The 18,875-nt window shown below is 57.3% G+C and carries 22 protein-coding genes; 15 read left to right on the top strand and 7 right to left on the bottom strand.

Annotated elements, in window-relative coordinates:
- Nucleotides 1-81 precede the first annotated feature (81 nt).
- The 11 genes from G410_RS0114170 to G410_RS0114120 all read left to right on the top strand — a co-directional run bounded on the left by G410_RS0114170 (nt 82) and on the right by G410_RS0114120 (nt 8,494).
- A complete protein-coding gene (locus G410_RS0114170) occupies nt 82-795 on the top strand; it encodes a class I SAM-dependent methyltransferase (protein ID WP_245559375.1) in 714 nt (237 codons plus the stop codon).
- Entirely contained in the window at nt 792-1,259 is a 468-nt protein-coding gene (locus G410_RS0114165) for a DUF411 domain-containing protein (protein WP_022674325.1), read from the top strand. Before G410_RS0114170 ends, G410_RS0114165 begins: the two co-directional genes overlap by 4 nt.
- Nucleotides 1,260-1,303: 44 nt before the next feature.
- The gene (locus G410_RS0114160) at nt 1,304-1,564 is read left to right on the top strand and encodes a DUF5676 family membrane protein (protein ID WP_022674324.1); all 261 of its coding nucleotides are present in this window, start codon (nt 1,304-1,306) and stop codon (nt 1,562-1,564) included.
- 201 nt (nt 1,565-1,765) lie between these two features.
- Nucleotides 1,766-2,512, top strand: coding sequence for an AlbA family DNA-binding domain-containing protein (locus G410_RS16970; protein ID WP_022674323.1), 747 nt, complete (start codon nt 1,766-1,768; stop codon nt 2,510-2,512).
- 170 nt (nt 2,513-2,682) lie between these two features.
- Complete coding sequence (locus G410_RS0114150) at nt 2,683-3,990, top strand: APC family permease (protein WP_281163340.1); 1,308 nt, start codon at nt 2,683-2,685, stop codon at nt 3,988-3,990.
- A gap of 112 nt (nt 3,991-4,102) precedes the next feature.
- A complete protein-coding gene (locus G410_RS0114145) occupies nt 4,103-4,852 on the top strand; it encodes a glutaredoxin family protein (RefSeq protein ID WP_022674321.1) in 750 nt (249 codons plus the stop codon).
- Nucleotides 4,849-5,262, top strand: a complete 414-nt coding sequence (locus G410_RS0114140) for a potassium channel family protein (protein WP_022674320.1) — start codon at nt 4,849-4,851, stop codon at nt 5,260-5,262. The genes G410_RS0114145 and G410_RS0114140 overlap by 4 nt, the downstream gene beginning before the upstream one ends.
- Nucleotides 5,259-5,786, top strand: a complete 528-nt coding sequence (locus G410_RS0114135; RefSeq protein ID WP_022674319.1) for a DUF305 domain-containing protein — start codon at nt 5,259-5,261, stop codon at nt 5,784-5,786. Before G410_RS0114140 ends, G410_RS0114135 begins: the two co-directional genes overlap by 4 nt.
- Nucleotides 5,783-6,271, top strand: a complete 489-nt coding sequence (locus G410_RS0114130; RefSeq protein ID WP_022674318.1) for a DUF6692 family protein — start codon at nt 5,783-5,785, stop codon at nt 6,269-6,271. Before G410_RS0114135 ends, G410_RS0114130 begins: the two co-directional genes overlap by 4 nt.
- A 94-nt stretch (nt 6,272-6,365) precedes the next feature.
- Nucleotides 6,366-7,070 (top strand): NAD(P)-dependent oxidoreductase, encoded by a 705-nt coding sequence (locus tag G410_RS0114125; protein ID WP_022674317.1) that lies wholly within the window; start codon nt 6,366-6,368, stop codon nt 7,068-7,070.
- Between the two features lie 71 nt (nt 7,071-7,141).
- Nucleotides 7,142-8,494 carry an MBL fold metallo-hydrolase gene (locus G410_RS0114120; protein ID WP_022674316.1) on the top strand — a complete coding sequence of 451 codons (1,353 nt, stop codon included), beginning with the start codon at nt 7,142-7,144 and terminating at the stop codon, nt 8,492-8,494.
- A gap of 92 nt (nt 8,495-8,586) precedes the next feature.
- Here G410_RS0114120 and G410_RS0114115 read toward each other — a convergent pair whose 3' ends face one another.
- Genes G410_RS0114115 through G410_RS0114100 form a run of 3 tightly spaced genes read right to left on the bottom strand, consistent with a single transcriptional unit; the run spans nt 8,587 to nt 10,480 of the window.
- On the bottom strand, nt 8,587-9,033 hold the full coding sequence (locus G410_RS0114115; RefSeq protein ID WP_022674315.1) for a DoxX family protein: 447 nt from the start codon (nt 9,031-9,033) through the stop codon (nt 8,587-8,589).
- Between the two features lie 41 nt (nt 9,034-9,074).
- Nucleotides 9,075-9,983, bottom strand: a complete 909-nt coding sequence (locus tag G410_RS16965) for an MBL fold metallo-hydrolase (RefSeq protein WP_022674314.1) — start codon at nt 9,981-9,983, stop codon at nt 9,075-9,077.
- Between the two features lie 44 nt (nt 9,984-10,027).
- Nucleotides 10,028-10,480, bottom strand: coding sequence for a protein tyrosine phosphatase family protein (locus tag G410_RS0114100; protein ID WP_022674313.1), 453 nt, complete (start codon nt 10,478-10,480; stop codon nt 10,028-10,030).
- A 138-nt stretch (nt 10,481-10,618) separates the two neighbouring features.
- Here G410_RS0114100 and G410_RS0114095 point away from each other — a divergent pair, with 138 nt between their 5' ends.
- From G410_RS0114095 to G410_RS16960, 3 genes are read left to right on the top strand one after another with little or no spacing between them, the layout of a single operon-like run.
- The gene (locus tag G410_RS0114095; protein ID WP_245559374.1) at nt 10,619-10,912 is read left to right on the top strand and encodes an ArsR/SmtB family transcription factor; all 294 of its coding nucleotides are present in this window, start codon (nt 10,619-10,621) and stop codon (nt 10,910-10,912) included.
- Nucleotides 10,913-10,931: 19 nt separating this feature from the next.
- Entirely contained in the window at nt 10,932-11,732 is an 801-nt protein-coding gene (locus G410_RS0114090; RefSeq protein WP_022674311.1) for a sulfite exporter TauE/SafE family protein, read from the top strand.
- On the top strand, nt 11,708-12,331 hold the full coding sequence (locus G410_RS16960) for an MBL fold metallo-hydrolase (RefSeq protein WP_084489260.1): 624 nt from the start codon (nt 11,708-11,710) through the stop codon (nt 12,329-12,331). Before G410_RS0114090 ends, G410_RS16960 begins: the two co-directional genes overlap by 25 nt.
- A 348-nt stretch (nt 12,332-12,679) precedes the next feature.
- Here G410_RS16960 and G410_RS0114080 read toward each other — a convergent pair whose 3' ends face one another.
- The 4 genes from G410_RS0114080 to G410_RS0114065 form a co-directional block, all read right to left on the bottom strand.
- Nucleotides 12,680-13,081, bottom strand: a complete 402-nt coding sequence (locus G410_RS0114080; RefSeq protein WP_022674309.1) for a hypothetical protein — start codon at nt 13,079-13,081, stop codon at nt 12,680-12,682.
- A gap of 842 nt (nt 13,082-13,923) precedes the next feature.
- Nucleotides 13,924-14,586 carry a peroxiredoxin gene (locus G410_RS0114075; protein ID WP_022674308.1) on the bottom strand — a complete coding sequence of 221 codons (663 nt, stop codon included), beginning with the start codon at nt 14,584-14,586 and terminating at the stop codon, nt 13,924-13,926.
- A 135-nt stretch (nt 14,587-14,721) separates the two neighbouring features.
- Nucleotides 14,722-17,304: an NAD-dependent epimerase/dehydratase family protein gene (locus tag G410_RS0114070; RefSeq protein WP_022674307.1), complete on the bottom strand. Its 2,583-nt coding sequence runs from the start codon at nt 17,302-17,304 to the stop codon at nt 14,722-14,724.
- A gap of 98 nt (nt 17,305-17,402) precedes the next feature.
- The gene (locus G410_RS0114065; RefSeq protein WP_028971507.1) at nt 17,403-17,846 is read right to left on the bottom strand and encodes a CBS domain-containing protein; all 444 of its coding nucleotides are present in this window, start codon (nt 17,844-17,846) and stop codon (nt 17,403-17,405) included.
- Between the two features lie 459 nt (nt 17,847-18,305).
- Here G410_RS0114065 and G410_RS17190 point away from each other — a divergent pair, with 459 nt between their 5' ends.
- The gene (locus G410_RS17190; RefSeq protein ID WP_211215029.1) at nt 18,306-18,824 is read left to right on the top strand and encodes a hypothetical protein; all 519 of its coding nucleotides are present in this window, start codon (nt 18,306-18,308) and stop codon (nt 18,822-18,824) included.
- The last annotated feature ends 51 nt before the right edge of the window (nt 18,825-18,875 follow it).

Raw genomic sequence — 18,875 nt, 5'->3', positions numbered from 1 at the left:
ATTCCCGAACCCTTAAATTTCTTTTTTGAGGGCTGCGGCCCCGCTGTGCGTATCAGAACGTGCAACGGACAATAGCGAAGTTTGTCTGAACAGACCGGGAATCATATGGTGAAAAATGCACGCCTCACAGAAGCGCAACGGGAGTTCACTCCCCTGCTTGGCAGGAGCTGGCTTACACCGTTCTATGATCGTGCAATTGGTATATTCACCCGTGAGGCGAAATGGCGCCGGGAGACCGTCAGACAGGCTCGGCTTGAACCTGGCGACCGCGTCATCGATGTCGGGTGCGGCACGGGGACGTTACTGCGGGCGTTGATGGCAGACTGTCCCGAAGCGGGCTTGGTCGGCGTCGAACCCGACCCTGCCGCGCTGGCCATAGCCCGCAAAAAGTTCGGACAGGGTGCCGATCTGGTACGGTGGCACAACGGCTTTCTCGACAGCCTCGTGCTTGCCGATGATTGGCGGCCCAACATAATAGTCAGTAGCCTCGTTTTGCACCAGGTTCCGTTGCCGGAAAAACGCGCGATTCTTGACGAGATCGAGAGGTTGCTCTCTGCGGACGGTGTAGCACTTATCGCTGACTATATGCGGCAGGACCGCCCGCTGATGCGCGCACTGTTCCGGACAACCGTGCAATTTCTCGACGGCGTCGAGGATACTCAGCCGAGCGCTGACGGAGCAGTCGAAAAATTGCTGGATGAAATTTTTGCAAACGCAGAGCTGCTCGCTCAAATCCATACCGCAACCGGAACCATTTCGCTCTGGCGCGGCACCAAGAAAGGAAATGTAAGATGATCAAAGACAACCCATCGAAGCCGCTGCGGCGTTCGCTGACGGCATCGGTTCTTCTCACGCTGGCGGCGTGCTCGAATGCCGCACAGGCCGCAACCTACACCATGTTCCGGGATCCGGGATGTGGTTGCTGCCTGAGCTGGGCAGGACATGTCGAGGGCGGCATGGAAGCAGAAGTGGCTTCGGTCGATACTGACGATATGAGTGCGCTCAAGGCAGCCAGGGGCGTACCGCAGGATCTGTGGTCGTGCCACACAATGGAAGTCGATGGCTACATCATCGAAGGTCACGTACCCGCCGAAGCGATCGCGCGGCTCCTGCGCGAAAGGCCCGAGGGAGTAACCGGCCTCGCCGTTCCCGGAATGCCGATAGGCTCCCCCGGCATGGAAATGGGCGACCGAGTGCAGCCCTATGAGGTCATCGCTTTTGGTCCGAGCGGCCACAAAGTCTTTGCATCCTATCCGTAACCGCCACCCGACCCGTATAATCGCAATTCAAGAGGAGATCGCTCATGCAAGACCGCTCGCTCAAATCGTCGATCCTCGCCTGGGGCTGGACACTCAGCCTGTTTCTGCTCCTCAGCTACTTGATCTGCATAGCTTTCGGCCTGCTCGCGCCCGAACGGTTCCATATGCATGAAGCCTGGGAGCCGCTGCTTCCTGGCTTCGAGTGGTTGACGCTGTCCGGATTCCTTGCAGGCGCAATCGGCAGCTTCTTATATGGGTGGTACATTGCTGTGATCGTGGTGCCTTTGTACCGGTACTTCAGATAACGCTCGAGGAAATCAGACTGGCTTGAAACGGCGCTCTATCGATCGGATCGAGCACTCGATCCGGCGCAGATGTCGGATGCGATAAAAGCAGGCTAGCGGCGCCAATTAGAATGACCCGTCAACAGGAGACGAACAATTTCGCGATATCGATCCAGCGACGATAGACATGGTCTCCTTCTGCACACCGTCATAGGCGCGATCATGGGTTTCGCGATCCTTCATCCGGCGACAACACTTGTCTATTGGTATGAATTCGGCGCTTCGAATACTGCCGCCGATAGCAACGCGCTCGCTTTTCTGCTTGACCGCCTGTCTTCGGCATTCGCGTTCGAAATGATGACGATGAGCGCTGTTTATGCAGTCTTGGGCGCTGCGATTGGGCTCGGATTTGGTATTTATCACAGCCGCCTTTTGGATGAACGCTCGAAAGTTCGTTTCCTTGAACGCGAGCTCGAAGAAGAACTACCTTTGCTCATTGCCCGGGGCGAAGGAGAGCATGTCGAGTTCAAGTCGTCTATGCGTTGGGACAGACGCGAAGAGCGCGTAAACCGGCGCCTGCAGCAGGTTGTCGTGAAGACAATAGCGGGTTTTCTCAACCATGAAGGTGGCACGCTCTTGATCGGCGTGGAAGACGACGGGGCTGTTGCGGGCATTGAAGCGGATATGCGAACGCTCAAGCACGCTAACCAAGATGGATTCGAACGACTTTTGATGGATACTACAAGAGACGCCCTAGGCGGGCATGCTTGTGCCCTGGTCCATAGTCGTTTTCATATCCTTGGCGGGCTGACCGTTTGCAGGGTGATCGTCGAGAAGAGCGTACATCCAGTTTACTACACCGACGGGGGTGTCGCTCATCTCATGCTGCGCACCGGAAACAGTACCCGGGAGCTGGATGTTCGCGAAGCTCAGGCGCACCTTCAACGAAGAGAAGCCGGGCCGATATAACTTTAACCCGGTCGCACGCAGACGCCTGGATTCTCACAGATTCTTTTTTGAGGGGTGAAGCCCTGCCAAACGTACTTTTCGGCAATGATGTTTTTCCGACGAGAGGACATCCATAGGGGAATGTGTTGCAAGGACATAGTCGCGATCGAACGGGCAGTACTGCCGGATCCATAACACTGTTGGGCGGTGTTGCGATGGGAACCGGCGTCATGATCGGCGCAGGAATATTCGCGCTTACCGGGCAGATCGCCGAACTTGCCGGTCCGCTTTTCCCGCTGTCCTTTATTGCTGGCGCGCTGGTAACCTCGCTGGCGGCCTACAGTTACATCAAGATGTCGAACAAATGGCCGTCCTCTGGCGGTATCGCGATGATCTTGCAAAAGGCATACGGGCCGGGAGTCGTTGCCTCAGCAGCCGCGCTGATGATGACGCTATCGATGATTATCAACGAAAGCCTTGTCGCACGAACCTTCGCAACCTACGCTCTGCGGCCCTTTGGTCTGGAAAGCACCGGCTGGCTTGTGTCCGCCGCGGCGCTCGCCGCTATCGTCTTTGCCTATCTGGTCAATGCGGCGGGTAACAAATCAGTCAGCGGCCTTTCGGTTATCATGTCAAGCATCAAGATCGGCGGGATCGCGATTTTCGCGATTGCCGCGATCTGGGCCAGCGGACTGTGGGGCGGCGCATTTTCAGAGCCGGTAGAGCTATCAAATGCCGATGCTTTGCTTGCCTCGGTCGCCTTCTCGATCCTGGCCTTCAAGGGTTTCACCACGATCACCAACAGCGGCGCTGAGATGGTTGACCCGCACAAAAATATCGGTCGCACGATTATGATCTCGATTGCAGTTTGCATCGTGATTTATCTGCTTGTCGCACTAGCCGTCGGCTCCAGTCTCAGCATCTCACAGATCGTACAGGCGCGCGACTATTCGCTGGCAGCAGCGGCGCGGCCGGCTTTCGGGCAGATGGGTTTCTATTTCACTGTCGCTATTGCTCTCACCGCTACCATTTCGGGTGTGATCGCGAGTGTTTTTGCTGCCTCACGCATGTTGGCCATGTTGACGGAAATGAAGATGATCCCGCACAGCCATTTCGGCATGAGCGGCGGGATACGCAGCCACATGCTGGTTTATACCGTGGTCATTGCCGGCACGCTCGCCGCCCTGTTCGATTTGTCGCGGATCGCTTCGCTGGGCGCGTTTTTCTACCTCGTGATGGACATGTTGGTGCACTGGGGCGTCTTGCGCCATCTGCGCAAAGAAGTTGGTGCAAGCGCAACGGTACTTCTTGCCGCGTTGGCGGCAGATGGCGTGGTCCTCGCAGCCTTCACCGCAGCCAAATTGCGCAGCGATCCTGCGATTGTAGCCTATGCGATCATCGGGATCGCTATCGTATTCTTGGGCCAATGGATCTTCCTCTCGCGCAATCCCGATGCTCCTGCATCACCCGAGAAAGATCAGTCGGAAGAAACGGGATGAACAGGCTTTTCCTTCTCGATTGTGAAGCTCTCGAAGCGAATTCGTTTCGAAACCACACCCGATTCTCGGCGTTTCCCAAAAGAACAGCCAGACAGACCCAATGGAGCGATTTATGACGACCCGAACAGCGACGGTTTACCGCATGGTGATGGAGGATCATGTCTGTCCCTATGGTCTCAAGACGATCGATCTCCTCAAGCGGCAAGGCTTTGAGGTCGACGATAATCACCTGACAAGCAGGGAAGAAACCGACGCGTTTAAAGACAAGCACGACGTTGAAACCACGCCCCAGACCTTTATCGAAGACAAGCGCATCGGTGGTTACGACGACGTTCGCGAATTCTTCGGCAAGAGGCGCTCGCAGCCCAAGGAAGGCGAAACCAGCTATCAGCCCGTCATCGCGATTTTCGCGGTGGCTCTGCTGCTCGCGCTCGGGCTGAGCTGGGCGTTCTTCGACAACCTTTTTACCGTGCGCGCGGCAGAATGGTTCGTGAGCCTGTCGATGACTTTGCTGGCTGTCCAGAAGCTGCAAGACGTGCGCAGCTTCTCGACGATGTTCCTGAACTACGATCTGCTGGCCAAACGCTGGGTGCCGTATGGATTCGTATATCCGTTCGGCGAAGCCGCCGCGGGTATTCTCATGACCGCTGGCGCGCTGACCTGGCTCTCGGCTCCCTTGGCGCTGTTTATCGGGACTATTGGCGCCGTCAGCGTATTCAAGGCGGTCTACATCGATAAGCGCGAGCTCAAATGCGCCTGCGTCGGGGGTAGCAGTAATGTTCCGCTTGGCTTCGTCTCATTGACCGAGAACCTGTTCATGATGGGCATGGGTCTGTGGATGGGCGCAAAGGCCTTCCTATGATCATTGCGCTCATTCTTGCCGTCGCTCTGTTCCTCCTGGCTGTCGCTTCACACCTCGCGATCCTTGGTGTCGGCCACCGCCTCCTTGGTCGCAGGCGAGACACGCTGGCCAAACTTGGCGTCTCGCTGCTCGTCCTTGGGTCGCATTTTCTGGTCGCAATCCTGTTCGCGGTCGGCTTCTGGCTAGGTGCGGAATGGGATCTTGGAGGGTTCGACAAGGCCCCGGCGATGGACTGGATGGACTACTTTTATTTCTCGCTCATCAATGTGACCACGCTTGGTCTGGGCGACATCTATCCGACCGACCACCTGAGGGTGCTCGCCGGCGTCGAAGCCCTGACAGGCTTCGCACTCATCAGCTGCTCGGCGCAGCTATTCTGGACCATGATGCATGAAGGAGAAAAAGCATGACCGAAAAGACGAACCACTCGGACAAAGGAGGGGGAGGGAGCTACTGGCGGTTCATGGCCATGGTCTCGACCTCAACCGTGATCATGTTCTTCCTGATGTATGCCAACACGTTCACCGTTGACGATATCTTCTGGAGCGAAACCCGCTTCTGGATGATGTTCGTCATGGGCGGAATGATGATGATCGTGATGCTCCTTTTCATGTGGGGCATGTACAAGGACCGGACCAAGAACTTTATCATTCTTGGCGTCGGTGCCGTCGTGTTCGCCCTCGCCCTGTGGCTGGTGCGCAGTCAAACCACCGTCGACGATACCGAATATATGGCCGCGATGATCCCGCATCACTCGATCGCGATCATGACCAGCGAACGCGCAAGCCTGAAGGATCCAAGAGTGCGCGAGCTCGCACAGGCCATCATCGTCGCCCAGCGCCGCGAAATCGCCGAGATGAAATATTTGATCGACGACATCGAGCAGAACGGACCGCGAACCGAAGAACGCCTGCCAGGGGAGATGCAGCAATGAAAAACTTCGCGCTTATAGCGGCCATCGCATTGCCGCTCGCCGCCTGCAATTCCAACACCGCCCCGGGCAATGACCGCGAGGCACAGCTAGATCCGCCCGCAACCGCAGCCCCCATTGAGGATGCCGCCACTGCTCTGGCGAATGTCAGCCCCGGCCTGATGCTTCCCGAGACCATGAATAGCGCAGATATCGCTGCGCTGGGCGCGCAGAATTCCTGTCAATTCCGGCTGACCGAAATTGCCTTCCCGTCCTTCGTCTATGACGATAGCGGAAAGGGCGTCATCAAGATCAACGGTACCCTCATTCCGGTCACTGCCGATGGCCCGGACAGCTATTCGAACGGCGAGCTTCGCATCAGGACGCGCATGCTGGATGATGAAGGCGATGCGGGCCTGCAGATGCAGGAGATGATCGTGGCTGCGCCAAGAGCCAAGGATGAATTTGGCTTCTGGGGCTATACCACCTGTTCCGGCGGCGGAGCCTGATGAAAGCAGGACGCACGGGCGAGCGATCGCTCGCCCATGCGCCCGCTCTGGCTGGTTTTGCTTGCAGACATTATTTTTGAAAAGGAGCGATCCCATGCCCGATACCAGGCCGATTGCCGTCTTCGGCGCCGGCGGTAAAACAGGCACCGCGCTTTTGAAGCATGCCTTTGACCGCGACGTACCGATCCGCGCCTTTGAACACAATCTGCCCGAGCCGAGCGAGCGGATAGGCGAGTTCGAATATATCGACTGCGATGTTCTGTCGGATGATTTCGCGCGCCAACTCGACGGTTGCCGCGCCGTCATCTCGACGCTCGGTGTCGGGTTTGGTCCGAGCAATGCCATCGATCCGCCACCGCTTTATACCGAAGGAACGCGAAATCTGCTCGAAGCGATGCAGCAAACCGATATAGACCGAATTGCCGTGATCTCCGCGGCCTTCGTCGAACACCAGTCGAGCGTTCCTGCCTGGTTTGAGCTGACGGCCAAGCCTGCACTGTTCAACATCCTGGAACAGATGCGTGCAATGGAGGCGATGCTGAGTGACGCTCCGGGTGTCAGATGGACTGCCGCGCGGCCCGGCTGGTTGCTTGACGAACCCTATACCGGCGAAGCGGTGATTACCGACGAACGTCTGGCAGATGGTTGCTTTAGATGCCGTCACGCGGATCTTGCAGCGAGCCTTCTCGAGTTCGTACTCGAAGACACCTGGATCAACGCGAAGCCTGCCATCGGCCGGCCCGAAAACGAGAGCTTAGAGAGCCCTGCCGCCATCAAAGCCGAACTGGGGATCGATTGAGCCCCATACCATTGATTGAGGCTCAATCGGCCTGAACATCACAAATTACGAGTAAGACACAAGGAAGCCACATGTATTTCGAGACGATCAAAACCCCGGGTCTTTCGCAACTCTCCTACATTATCGGTGCCGCCGGGCAGGCTGCGGTCATAGATCCGCGCCGAGACTGCGAAATCTATGTGGAGAAGGCCCGCGCCGAAGGACTGGAGATTACCCACATCTTCGAGACCCACCGCAATGAGGACCTCATCAGCGGATCGCCGATCCTTTCCGAAATGACCGGCGCGAGGGTCTATCACGGGCCCAATCCAGCGGGCGAAGTCGTGTTTGCCGAGACTGCGCGCGAAGGCGATTGCTTTGAACTGGGTCAACTGAAAATCGAAGTGCTTGAAACGCCCGGTCACACTGACGACCATCTCGCTTTCGTTATCCATGACATCGAATATTCCGAAGGACCGGTTGGCGTCTTCACCGGCGATGCGCTGTTTGTCGGCGATGTCGGGCGAACCGATTTCTATCCCGAGCGCAAGGAGGAAGTTGCCGGACTGCTGTACGATTCCCTGCAAAAGATTTGCCGCCTCGGAGACCAGGCAATCATTTACCCGGCGCATGGCGCGGGTTCGGTCTGCGGATCGGGTATGGCGGACCGCGAATTCTCCACGGTCGGCCACGAACGCCGCAACAATTCGCGCCTGCGTATCTCTGATCGCGACGAATTCATTCAGGCAAAAATAGCAGAGCACCATTACCAGCCGCCCTATTTCCGGTTGATGGAGCGGCTCAATCTGGAAGGCGCCGATGCTGCGCCGCGCATCATGCGGCCCCGCCGCATGGGGCTAGAGGAAATTACGAGGAGCGGCGCTGATCACCTGATCGACGTTCGTGAACCGCTTGGCTATGCCGGCGGCCACCTGCCGGGCGCGATGTGCCTTCCGGTGGGAATGATTCCGGCCTTTGCCGGGTGGTTCATCGGAGAGGGCGAGACGATAGCGCTGGTCGCCTCTGAAGAAGACCAGCTTGCCAAGGCGATGGCGCATCTGGTGCGCATCGGTTTTGACAACATCGTTGGCGGTTACGTGGGCGTCGTTCCTGCAGCGGCACAGGGCGCTGCGATGCGCAGCGTTCCCATGATCGGGACGGACGAAGTCGCGCGCAGGCTCGACCAGGACACCAATGGGTGGACTTTGCTCGACGTGCGCGATCTGGAAGAGCGACAACAGGCCAGTATCGATGGCTCAGAGCATATCTACGTTGGCGAACTCAACACCCGCTGGAAAGAGCTAAAGCAGGATCATCACTACACGCTGATGTGCGCCAGCGGAATGCGCGCGAGCGTTGCTGCGGGCTGGCTGGCCAGCAAGGGTTTCGAGCACCTCGACATCTATCTTGGTTCCATGGGGGCGTGGAAGAACGCGTCCGGCTGAAGCGCCCAGCTTGAAGCGCAAAACTCTTGCAAAGCACGCCAGAATCTTCTGCGAGATTTTGCTCGTATGTGGCAGGTCAGCGTGCTCTTCGTTCAACTAGCTGCGCGACCAAGCGCCATATCCATTGAATGACTTCCTGGTCCGCGAACGAAGAGAAATGCCAGCGCCCCCAGGATAGCGATATTCTTGAGCAGAGGGCCTGTGTGGCCAGGGGCGATATGGACCGCGAAAGTTATCGGAACGAGAGTGAGAAATAGCGCGGCGCATGAGAGCCGAGTCATCCACCCCAAGGCCAGGGATATGCCTGCACCGATGAACACCAAGCCAGACAGCCACAAAAGGATGGACGCATCACCAAATAAAGCAACATGATCTTTCCATGGCGACGATGCCATCCGCCCGAGCATATATTCATGCGCAAAAAAATGACCCAATCCGCCTATGATGAATATGAGGCTCATAGAGAGGCGGAAGACCGGATCGATCAATCGGACTTTTGCGGCCCATGTCGCCAGGTTGTTTTCGACATTCCGGATCATAACGTACCTTCCACCCTCTGGTTGATGCGTCGACAGCAAACTTACTGGGTGCGTGGGCCTGTTGCTTCGGGCGGTGTTTGCGGTTCACCCAAAACGTTGACCGGCAGTTTCAGATAGATCGTTCCATTTTCTTCTGCGCCAGGCATATTTCCACCGCGAATGTTGATCTGGATTGATGGCAGGATGAGACGTGGCATACCCAGCTGTTCGTCGCGCTCCTCTCGCATGGCCACAAATGCATCCTCGCCGATCCCGGCGTGGACATGGATGTTGCTGTGCTTTTGGTCTTGTACCGTAGTTTCCCACCGATGCTCCGAGCGGCCTTCCGGCAGGTAGTCGTGACACATAAACAGCCGCGTCTCGCCTGGTAGCTCGAAGATCCGGCGAATAGAGCGATAGAGCGTACGTGCATCGCCGCCGGGAAAGTCGGCGCGCGCCGTGCCGTAATCGGGCATGAACAGCGTATCGCCGACAAAGGCGGCGTCGCCGATAACATAAGTCATGCACGCGGGCGTATGTCCCGGCGTATGCAGTGCCCGAGCCGATATGGCGCCCAGGTCGAAGCTGTCGTTATCGGCAAACAAATGGTTGAACTGGCGTCCATCGCGCGGCAGGTCCGCCCCGGCATTGAAGATCGGACCAAAGGTATTCTGCGTGACGGTGATCTGGCTTCCGATAGCGAGTTTACCGCCGAGCGCGCTGCGAATGTAAGGTGCGGCGGACAGGTGATCGGCATGAACATGGGTTTCCAGTATCCACTCACACTTGAACCCCTTCTGCCGGACGAAATCGAGCACCTTATCGGCGGACTTTGTCGCGGTTCGTGCCGCTGCGGCATCGAAATCGAGCACCGGGTCGATCACCGCGCACACCTTGGCCGCGGGATCGGACACGACATAGGTAACCGTATTGGTATTTGTGTCGAAAAATGCGTCTACGTCGGGTTTCATCGAAAGCTCTTTTTGTATGCTGGTTGAAGGCGGCTCGGAGTGACTCAGTCCTGCGCCCGGTCGACGTAATTACGGACAAAATTTTCCAGCCCCGGTTCGTCGCACACGAAGCCCATATCTGCCGCCTGCTGCAGGGTCGCGTCGCCGCCCATTCCCTGCTGCGCCGCCAGATGCATCATGGTGAAGGCCCCTGCGCGCTTGCCCGAGGCGCAATGGATCAGCACCGGCTTCGGGAGCGCTTCGACGCTGGCCCTGAATTCATCGACGAGTTCATCCGACATGGCGCTGCCCGCCACCGGCAGGTGACGATATTCGAGGCCAAGCGATGCAGCAACTTCACCTTCCAGGTCCGGCGCGATTGGCTGATCCGCCTCATCCTGGCAGCGCAGGTTGACGACGGCTTTGTAGCCATCCTCCGCCAACGCGCGCAGGTCGCCCTCGGAAGGCGGAGCAGTCGAGACGGCGAAACTGTCGTTGAGGGTCTTGATGTGGGTCATAAGGCATCATCCTGGATCTGGTTCAAAGCTCCCGGCCCGCATTGGCGCGGCGGCAAATTGTGATTGACTTTATATGCACACCTTCGCATATATGCAAGTATGAAAGCTGAAGATATTCGCGAGCAAGCCGAAAAGGCGGTGGCCCTGCTCAAGGCATTGGGCAGCCACAACCGCCTGATGATCGCCTGCCAGCTTGTGGAGGGCGAGCGCAGCGTGGGCGAGCTGGCCGATTTACTGGAGATCGGTGAAACCGTCGTCTCGCAGCATCTTTCGCTGATGCGCAAGGACGGTCTGGTCGCGGCGCGGCGAGACGGCCGCTCGATCCACTATTCACTGTCCGGCGATGCGACGCGGCGGGTGCTGGAAACGCTTTACGCCATCTATTGCAGTCCGAACGGCGAAGCCGGCAGCAGGCCCGGCGAGACAAGTTAATGACGGCTGCGCCCGCCTGATGGACATCGGTCTTGTCCAGGCGTCATTGTCGCTAGCCTCAGGGCTCCTCGTGGGGTTCTCGCTGGGTTTAATCGGCGGCGGGGGATCGATCCTCGCCGTGCCGCTATTGATCTATGTTGTTGGCGTTCACGACACACATGTCGCAATCGCCACATCCGCTGCCGCCGTGGCCGCGAGCGCCTTGGCCAATCTGCTGTTACATGCCCGTGGCGGAAGTGTGAAATGGCGTTGCGCAAGTCTTTTCGCGGCATTCGGTATAATCGGTGCAGCGGCGGGATCGACTTTGGGGAAGATGACACAGGGCGATCTCCTGCTGGGCCTGTTCGGCTTGGTGATGATCATTGTCGGCCTGTCCATGTTACGCGAAAAATCGGGCGGGTCCGACCCGGATGTCCGCCTTACCGCAGCGACCGCATTGCGGTTGACCCCGCGGCTGGCGGCCGGTGGGTTTATTGTCGGCGCACTGTCCGGCTTTTTCGGTATCGGCGGCGGGTTTCTGGTGGTGCCGGGCCTGGTTGCCGCGACGGCCATGCCGATCCTCAATGCGATCGGCTCATCGCTGGTCTCCGTAACGGCTTTCGGCGCCACCACGGCCGCCAATTACGCATTGGACGGGCTGATCAATTGGCCGATTGCCGGGTTCTTCATTGGCGGAGGCGCGATGGGGGGCTGGCTGGGAACCCGGGCCTCGCACAGCCTCGCGGCACGCAAGCGGACGCTAACATACATCTTCTCTGCAGTCGTGATCCTTGCCGGTGTGTTCGTCACCGGTGAATGGGTGACGACGGATTTGTTGTGATCGCCGCCATTCGGCGTCATATGTCCAGACGCAGACTGCGCAGTCTGACAGGGTGCAAGGTCGCTTACCCTGCCGATGACAATATCTCATGTGCGGATGTGGAAGTGAGCGAAGAGGAGCCCCTAGCAGTAGGCGAGCTGACCATCCGCGCGCTGTTTACACCCGGCCATACCGACAAACATCACTGCTACCTGATAGAGCAGGGCGGCCATACGCAGGTGTTCACTGGCGACGCGCTCCTGATCGATGGGTGCGGTCGCACCGATTTCCAGAGCGGCGTTTCCGCCACTCTCTACAAATTAGTCCGCGAAAAGCTGTTCGCCCTCCCGGAAGACACGCTGGTCTATCCTGCACATGACTACTCGGGCCGCCAGGTATCAACGATCCTGCAGGAGCGCACACGCAATCCTCGATTGAACGACGGCATCTCGCTTTCCGAGTTTCAGAGGATCATGGCCGAACTCGACCTGCCCTATCCTAATAAAATCGGCGTTGCCGTGCCTGCCAATTTAAAGTGCGGTGATTGCGTCGAAGAAGCTGTCGGGCACATGCATGAGATCGGCGGGAAGTCGCCGCAGGGATGGGTTGTCCTGCCATAGATAATGCGGAAGCCTGCGCCGGTTATCACGAACTGTGCGCACGCCCCCATCATTTGATCGAACTAGGGGACTATCACCAGAACCATATCTGGATGGCAAATCGAACTGGTATGCTTCGGGATCGAGGAGTTTTTCCAAATCCGTCGAAATCAAGATCGCTTTGGATCCGCTCGATAACAGAAACGCTTCCCCTCAAACCTTGCCAGGCAGCATCAGCCTGCATGACATGGCAGGCCGAAAAGCGTCTGGAACCATCGTTGAGCAATGGCCCATCGTATCTCTACGCTGGCTTCAGCCATCGCATCAAACGGAGCATACATGCGAGTGGCGTTCTCTCAGAGCATGAGACTACATAAATGCTTTCATAAGAGTTGGCTCGAACAAGCCCCAAGCGGCAGCGATGAAGCTCAACGCAGTTGCAACCAGGAGCATAATTATCTGAGGGTTCAAGAACCATTTATGTGCGACTTGTGGATCGCAATGACATTTGCGCCGATATTTCCGTAGAACAATGAGCCAACTAGCCGCCACCGTAATCATCGAAAGCGCGGTCATTGGCCAGTGAAGCGAGCCCAGAGGCGTCAAAATACTGCTCAAACCCGCACTTAACCCGGCAGCGGCCAGCACCAACGGCAGAATGCAGCAAGAGCAAGCTGCCAAAACAGCAGCCGAGCTGCTTATGACACTCACAAAGGTGGTCTTGCCTTCATTCAAAGGAAATGGCTCGACAGCATTAATCTGTTTAGCCATGAAACGACTAGCCGCCACGGGCGGCTCTTAACCACATGTGATCTTTGAATAGATCTGCCATAGTACTCTTTCGACCAGAGGCTTCCCAAGTGAGAGTTTTTCGTATTCCGCAGTTGTAGCGTAGCCTTCAACGAATTGAAGGTCGATGGAAAACTGCATCCCGCTTTTCTTGAAGCTCTTCACACCTGCATTGCGCAGCCCCGGTGCTCGGTTAACTGCGCGCGGCGTCGGTCAGGACCTAAGCGGCCACGGTGAGAACAGACTAGCTTCACGCTCAAGAAAAGGCGTGACAACCGCGACAATCGGTAAAAATCGGGAAGGCCTGACCTCAAGCCCGAAAGTGCAGGAATATTTCCTTCGTCGCAAACGGCGTCGAGCGGTAGCTGGGGGCGCATGGCAGCGCTCGGCCTTCGTCTTCCCACCTGGAAAGCGCGCTGTCTTTCTTTCTCGTAGTTATGACCAAACCTCGTTGCAGATACAGGGGCGCCCAAGCTCGCTCGACACCGCTGTCCTTTCGCCAACATACCTGCGCTCAAGACCCATTGTACCAGAAAGACGGAACCCCGCGCCCAGGGTTGGGTCAAGCGCGAGGTTCCTGAGCGGCCCCGGGACACCTGCGACCCGCAGGGCTCGAGGGGAGACGGGGCCGCCATTCGATTAATGAAGAGACAACCAGCCGGGGATTGGGTTTGGTTATTCAATGCACCTGAGCGGTCACGTTTCTTGAAGATCGATATATCGAACGAATTGGTTCATTCAGAGATGCGCCGACGAACTCAAAACGTAGCATGAGCATACAGTATTCTCGCCGACACCCAATCGCCGCAAACATGCTCGATGATTCAGTCGATAGGTTCAGGAACCACGCGCAAGTATGGTTTTTTTTCGTCCCAGCCAGCAGGATATTTCGCCTTTGCATCCTCGTCCGACAAGGAAGGCGGAATGATCACGTCATCACCTTTTTGCCAATTGACCGGCGTCGCGACGCCCTTGCGTTCGGTGAGCTGCACCGAATCCAGCAGCCGGAGCACTTCATCGAAATTTCGCCCGCTGCTCATCGGGTAAAGCAGCATGGCACGAATTTTCTTATCCGGGCCAATGATATAGACAGCGCGGACGGTGGCATTGTCGGCTGCGGTTCGGCCCTTGGCACTGCCCGTTTCGTCGGCGGGCAACATATTGTAGAGCTTGGCGACCTTGAGGTCGCTGTCGCCCACCACGGGATAGTCAACCTTATTTCCGCTCACCTCCTCGATATCGGGGAGCCAATCGCGATTATCCTGACTGCTGTCGACCGACAGGCCGAGAATCTTGGTGTCGCGCTTGGCAAATTCCTCGCCGAGCCCGGCCATGTAACCAAGCTCGGTCGTGCAAACCGGAGTGAAAGCCTTGGGATGAGAAAAGAGGATTGCCCAGCTGTCACCCACCCAATCATGGAAGTTAACGCTGCCTTGTGTGGTCTCAGCGATGAAGTCGGGGGCTGTCGAGCCAATCGAAAGGGTCATGTAGATACTCCTATTTATCTTGTGGGAACTCAGGGCACGTTGCTAGCAATGCTCTGAGAAAAATGTGGGTTAGATCTCGTCCTCGTCCTGTTCGTCAACGACGAGCGCCAGATCCGCTTTGCTCGGGTCAGCCGGTCATACAACAAACCGATCCCAGCCAGCATAATGCTCACCGCTACGCTTGCCGCGAGGCAGGCTCAGTCCGATCAAGAGCAGTCCGACCCCAACCGATGCCACCGTTCCGGCAGACGAAGCCCCCGCAAGGATGAATGGTGCTGCGACAAGCCAGGCGCCGAATGCAACGTTGATGAAGCGCAGGGCGCGCGCGACTTCCGCAGTCGCGATAATGGCCACCGTAATCACCAATGCACCTACCACGTGATCGCTGTTCGCCATCGCCCCCTCGTTGCCAAGCGTAATTCTGCTTAGCATCAACCAAGCACCCAGAGCTGTGCTCGCTATCAAGGTCCACGGGAAGGTCACGCCGCGCACCGTGTTGGCCCATATGGAGCCAGCATCGGTCATATAGTCGGTATCGTCGATTTCGCCGCGTGATGCAGCGCCGCCCTTGAAGAAGGTACGGACAAGCGGTTTGCCTTCCTTTTTCGACCAGTAGAGATACTGCCCCATGGCGATGACTTCATCGAGCGAGAACGGGATCATAATCAGCATCGCGAGGGCAGCGATCAGCGCCGGTGTACTCCACGTGCCGATCACGATCGGCTGAATGATCACGAAATAGATACTGATCACACCCAGCGGAATCACCAGAATGCCGAAGAAGGTGACCATCCACGGCATGGTGCGCCAGCGCGCGCGGGTTCCCATGACCGCCATCAGAATTTCAAGCACATAGCTGACCGCTCCAAGCCCGGCATCGGGGATCGGCCAGGCCTTGGATACATCAGAAGTGATAATTTCCTCGGTACCGTTCTTGGGGTCGGCAAGCGATCCGGAGAAAAACGGCTCCCACGCCACATCGATATGGCCAAGCTGGTAGGAGGTGAGCATGCGCGAAATCAAAAGGCCGATTATGCCCATCGCAACAATCGGAAATCGCTGGGCATCTGTCGAGGGACTGTAGGTCCACCCGGGCGGGATGGACTTCTTGTCCATCATGCCTTCCATGCTCATGCCGGGCATCATCGGTACAAGGACCGCGAATGCGATCACCAATGTACCGACAAGCAGATTGGTCAGATATTGTGCTGCGCTTGGACTCCAGAAGAACAAGGGCGCGAAAAGCAGCCAGATGCCGATAAAGGCTGTCGCCCACTGCCCAAGCCAGGCGGTACGCTTCGAAAGCGACATGGCGCCGAAAATCATCAACGCGATCCCGCTCAGCATATCGCTTAGGGCAAGAGCGTTGGCCCGCCATTCGATCGACGGCAATCCCCGCTCGATGCTCACCGCGACCACAGAGGCACGCGCGGTCTCGGCCGATACAACGTCATAGACACCCGGACTTGCAGCGAGCCACAGACCGAGCCCTATGACGGCAAAATGCGTCCAGCGGGTTCCGCGTTGAGGCCCGTCCATATCGTGCATTTCGCCGGCCATCTGATGCCCGTTACGCGATTTATCGTTGTCGTGCGACATATCGGCGTCATGCGACGAAGTCGTCGCTGGCTCGGTCTCCTTTGGGTCCGAACGCTTTGGATGCCAGGCCACGCGGGACGTGTTCAGCTTGTTCGTCTCGTACCAGTCCTGCGGGTCGGCTTTCAGCGCGTCGATGATGGTCGGAAGCGTTTCGCGGAGCGAATGCTCTGGCTCCCATCCCAGCAGTTTCCGGGCGCGGGAGATATCAAGGACGTAGTGAGCGTTGGCGTCATCGACCATCCATTGCTTGACGAACCCGTCATGGCCAAGGACTTCTTCCTCGATCCACGTGCCCAGTTTCGCCACGCTCTTTGGAATGCGGACAGTCGTCCATTCTTCTCCATGGATCTGACAATGAACAATGTCTTGAATTTCCGCATAACCCAGCGTCTCGGACTCTCCGATAAGTATCGGCGTCTCGCCCTCGAGATTAGCCCGATGCGCGATTGTCTGCTCGACCGCCTTGGTCAGATCTTCAAGATGCAGTGCCGATTGCGCAGCGCACAACATGCCGGGATACAGATGTGCCGACATGCGGTGCTCATAGACGCCGGCAATCTGTTCGGCGAGAAAGGCGGAGTGCCCCTCGTCATCGTAGACCCCGGCAAACCGCAGGAACACAACAGGGATGTCGCCACGGTTCTTGCGCAGTACCTGTTCCGCGTCGGCTTTCGACTGGGGGTATGGCCAGGTCGGGCCGATCGGGGTGAATTCATCAATACGTTCGTCGGGCAGAGGTTTGGGTTCGTGGACCAGCATCGAGCTGGCATAGACGAACTGTTCGACGTCGAAGTCCTGAAGCGCCTTGATCAGCCTGCGTGACCCTTCAACGTTGACGTCGTTGTAAAGCGGATTTGGTTCCCCCGTAATGTCGAAATAGGCAGCTAAGTGAATACACGCGGCAATCGTTTTGCCGTGCGCGGCGCGCACTTTGGCCAAGGCGTCGACAACCGATGCTTCGTCTGCCAGGTCAATAGCGTATGAGGCCTCGAGATCGGGATTATCCTCGACGGAAGACCGGTCGAGACCAATCACGCGATAAGTCCCGCCGAGGCGCTGCGTCAGCGCGCGGCCAATATATCCGCTCGCGCCAGTAATCAGAACGATACGCTTGTCCATGGGAGTGCCTTCGAGTTCGTAGCCGGAAAATGATCCACTTCGATAGGGAGCAAATAGCAGCCGCCCCTTTCAAAAGGCGGCTGCTGGTTCTCGTCGTTCTAACAACAGCCAGAGGATTTCCCATCTTCGCGTGATTGGGAAACTTCCTGCACGAGATCGGCCGTATTCGCATCGCTTCCTGTGCGGGCGACATCGGCCTGCGAAACCATGCCGCAGCATTTCCCGTCATCATCGATAACCGGAACACGGCGAACCTGGTTTTTTTCCATGGACGCCAGACAGTCTTCCAGCGAGGTATCGGGGGTAACGCTCACGACCGACCGGGTCATCACGTCTCCGACGCGTGTCTCCGCCGACATTCCCTCGGCCACGGCCCGGCAACACACGTCGCGATCGGTGATCACACCAACAAGACCACCGTCATCGTCGACGACCGGAATTTGCCCACAATCATTGTCGACCATGAGCCTGGCAGCGTCCTGAAGGCTTTGGTCTTCCTTGCAGCATGCCGGATCGCTAGTCATTATCTCGCTGGTTTTCATCTCTCTCTCCATAGGTTTGGCGTTCCGCTCGATGGGAAGCCATCTCCGCCTAAGGAACTTGGGGGGACGTGACCGCCGCATCGAATCGTCGGATACAGCAAACTTAGTGCTTGCCATCGTTGGAAGGTCAAGGCCGGATTGCGAGAATCCCATCTTCCCACACCTTGCCGCAAGGTCGGTTTCCATCCCCAAGGCTGAAAAGACTCAGCGAGGGTTTGTCTCAATCGAGCCATCCATTCGAGCTGGAGGCAAATATATCTCTTGACCTTCCAATGATGGCAAGCAGCATCATTGTGCCAAGGCCCAGTGAGCGGATCTTCATAGGTTGCTTGCTTTGGCGCTACGGAACTGAACGCAGCGTATTGGCGGCTTGCCGCGATGCTGGGCGGGTGCGGCTGCGGGCCGCAGAGGGTAAGGCAGGTAACCCTGTCGTCGACTGGCAGCAGAAGGGAATGATTGATGGGCTGGGGTTTCGCGGTAGTAATGATCGTTATCGTGTCGTGGATCTTCTACCGGTACTTCGCCCCGCGCGGATGGCGCGAATGGACCGGCGCCGGCCTCGTCCAGGCTTTCATCATCGCCCTTTACGCTGAAATGTTCGGCTTTCCGCTGACAGTCTATGTCCTCATCAGGACCTTCGGCATTGACCGGGAGTATGTCAGCGCCAATCTGTGGTCTACCCTCGTGGGTCTAGGCGAAACCGGAATGTTTGTCTCGATGCTGGTGGGCTACTCGCTAGCGATAATCGGCGTAGGAATGTTCATTCACGGATGGCGCGCAGTCTATAAGGCACGCCACGACAACCGGCTTGTCACCGATGGACTATACCGTTTCGTACGGCACCCGCGTATACCGGATTGTTTCTCGCTCTGTTCGGAGAAGGTGTCATTCATTGGCCGACAATTTTTTCGGCCGCTCTGTTCCCGGTCATCGTGCTTGCCTACTATCTTCTCGCGCGCAAGGAAGAACGCGAAATGATCCGTAAATTTGGTGACGAATATCGCGCTTATATGCGTAGGGTTCCGATGC

This window comes from Novosphingopyxis baekryungensis DSM 16222 (assembly GCF_000420305.1).
Lineage (GTDB): Bacteria > Pseudomonadota > Alphaproteobacteria > Sphingomonadales > Sphingomonadaceae > Novosphingopyxis > Novosphingopyxis baekryungensis.
This window is presented reverse-complemented; position numbering and strand designations above follow the sequence as displayed.

Coding starts and splice junctions, on each gene's coding strand:
- G410_RS0114075 (WP_022674308.1), bottom strand. CDS start 14,586: ATGACCCTTTCGATTGGCTCGACAGCCCCCGACTTCATCGCTGAGACC.
- G410_RS0114160 (WP_022674324.1), top strand. CDS start 1,304: ATGCAAGACCGCTCGCTCAAATCGTCGATCCTCGCCTGGGGCTGGACA.
- G410_RS0114070 (WP_022674307.1), bottom strand. CDS start 17,304: ATGGACAAGCGTATCGTTCTGATTACTGGCGCGAGCGGATATATTGGC.
- G410_RS0114115 (WP_022674315.1), bottom strand. CDS start 9,033: ATGATCCGGAATGTCGAAAACAACCTGGCGACATGGGCCGCAAAAGTC.
- G410_RS0114080 (WP_022674309.1), bottom strand. CDS start 13,081: ATGGCTAAACAGATTAATGCTGTCGAGCCATTTCCTTTGAATGAAGGC.
- G410_RS0114145 (WP_022674321.1), top strand. CDS start 4,103: ATGACGACCCGAACAGCGACGGTTTACCGCATGGTGATGGAGGATCAT.
- G410_RS0114065 (WP_028971507.1), bottom strand. CDS start 17,846: ATGAAAACCAGCGAGATAATGACTAGCGATCCGGCATGCTGCAAGGAA.
- G410_RS0114090 (WP_022674311.1), top strand. CDS start 10,932: ATGGACATCGGTCTTGTCCAGGCGTCATTGTCGCTAGCCTCAGGGCTC.
- G410_RS17190 (WP_211215029.1), top strand. CDS start 18,306: ATGGGCTGGGGTTTCGCGGTAGTAATGATCGTTATCGTGTCGTGGATC.
- G410_RS16965 (WP_022674314.1), bottom strand. CDS start 9,983: ATGAAACCCGACGTAGACGCATTTTTCGACACAAATACCAATACGGTT.
- G410_RS0114140 (WP_022674320.1), top strand. CDS start 4,849: ATGATCATTGCGCTCATTCTTGCCGTCGCTCTGTTCCTCCTGGCTGTC.
- G410_RS0114120 (WP_022674316.1), top strand. CDS start 7,142: ATGTATTTCGAGACGATCAAAACCCCGGGTCTTTCGCAACTCTCCTAC.
- G410_RS0114125 (WP_022674317.1), top strand. CDS start 6,366: ATGCCCGATACCAGGCCGATTGCCGTCTTCGGCGCCGGCGGTAAAACA.
- G410_RS0114100 (WP_022674313.1), bottom strand. CDS start 10,480: ATGACCCACATCAAGACCCTCAACGACAGTTTCGCCGTCTCGACTGCT.
- G410_RS0114165 (WP_022674325.1), top strand. CDS start 792: ATGATCAAAGACAACCCATCGAAGCCGCTGCGGCGTTCGCTGACGGCA.
- G410_RS16970 (WP_022674323.1), top strand. CDS start 1,766: ATGGGTTTCGCGATCCTTCATCCGGCGACAACACTTGTCTATTGGTAT.
- G410_RS16960 (WP_084489260.1), top strand. CDS start 11,708: ATGGGTGACGACGGATTTGTTGTGATCGCCGCCATTCGGCGTCATATG.
- G410_RS0114135 (WP_022674319.1), top strand. CDS start 5,259: ATGACCGAAAAGACGAACCACTCGGACAAAGGAGGGGGAGGGAGCTAC.
- G410_RS0114130 (WP_022674318.1), top strand. CDS start 5,783: ATGAAAAACTTCGCGCTTATAGCGGCCATCGCATTGCCGCTCGCCGCC.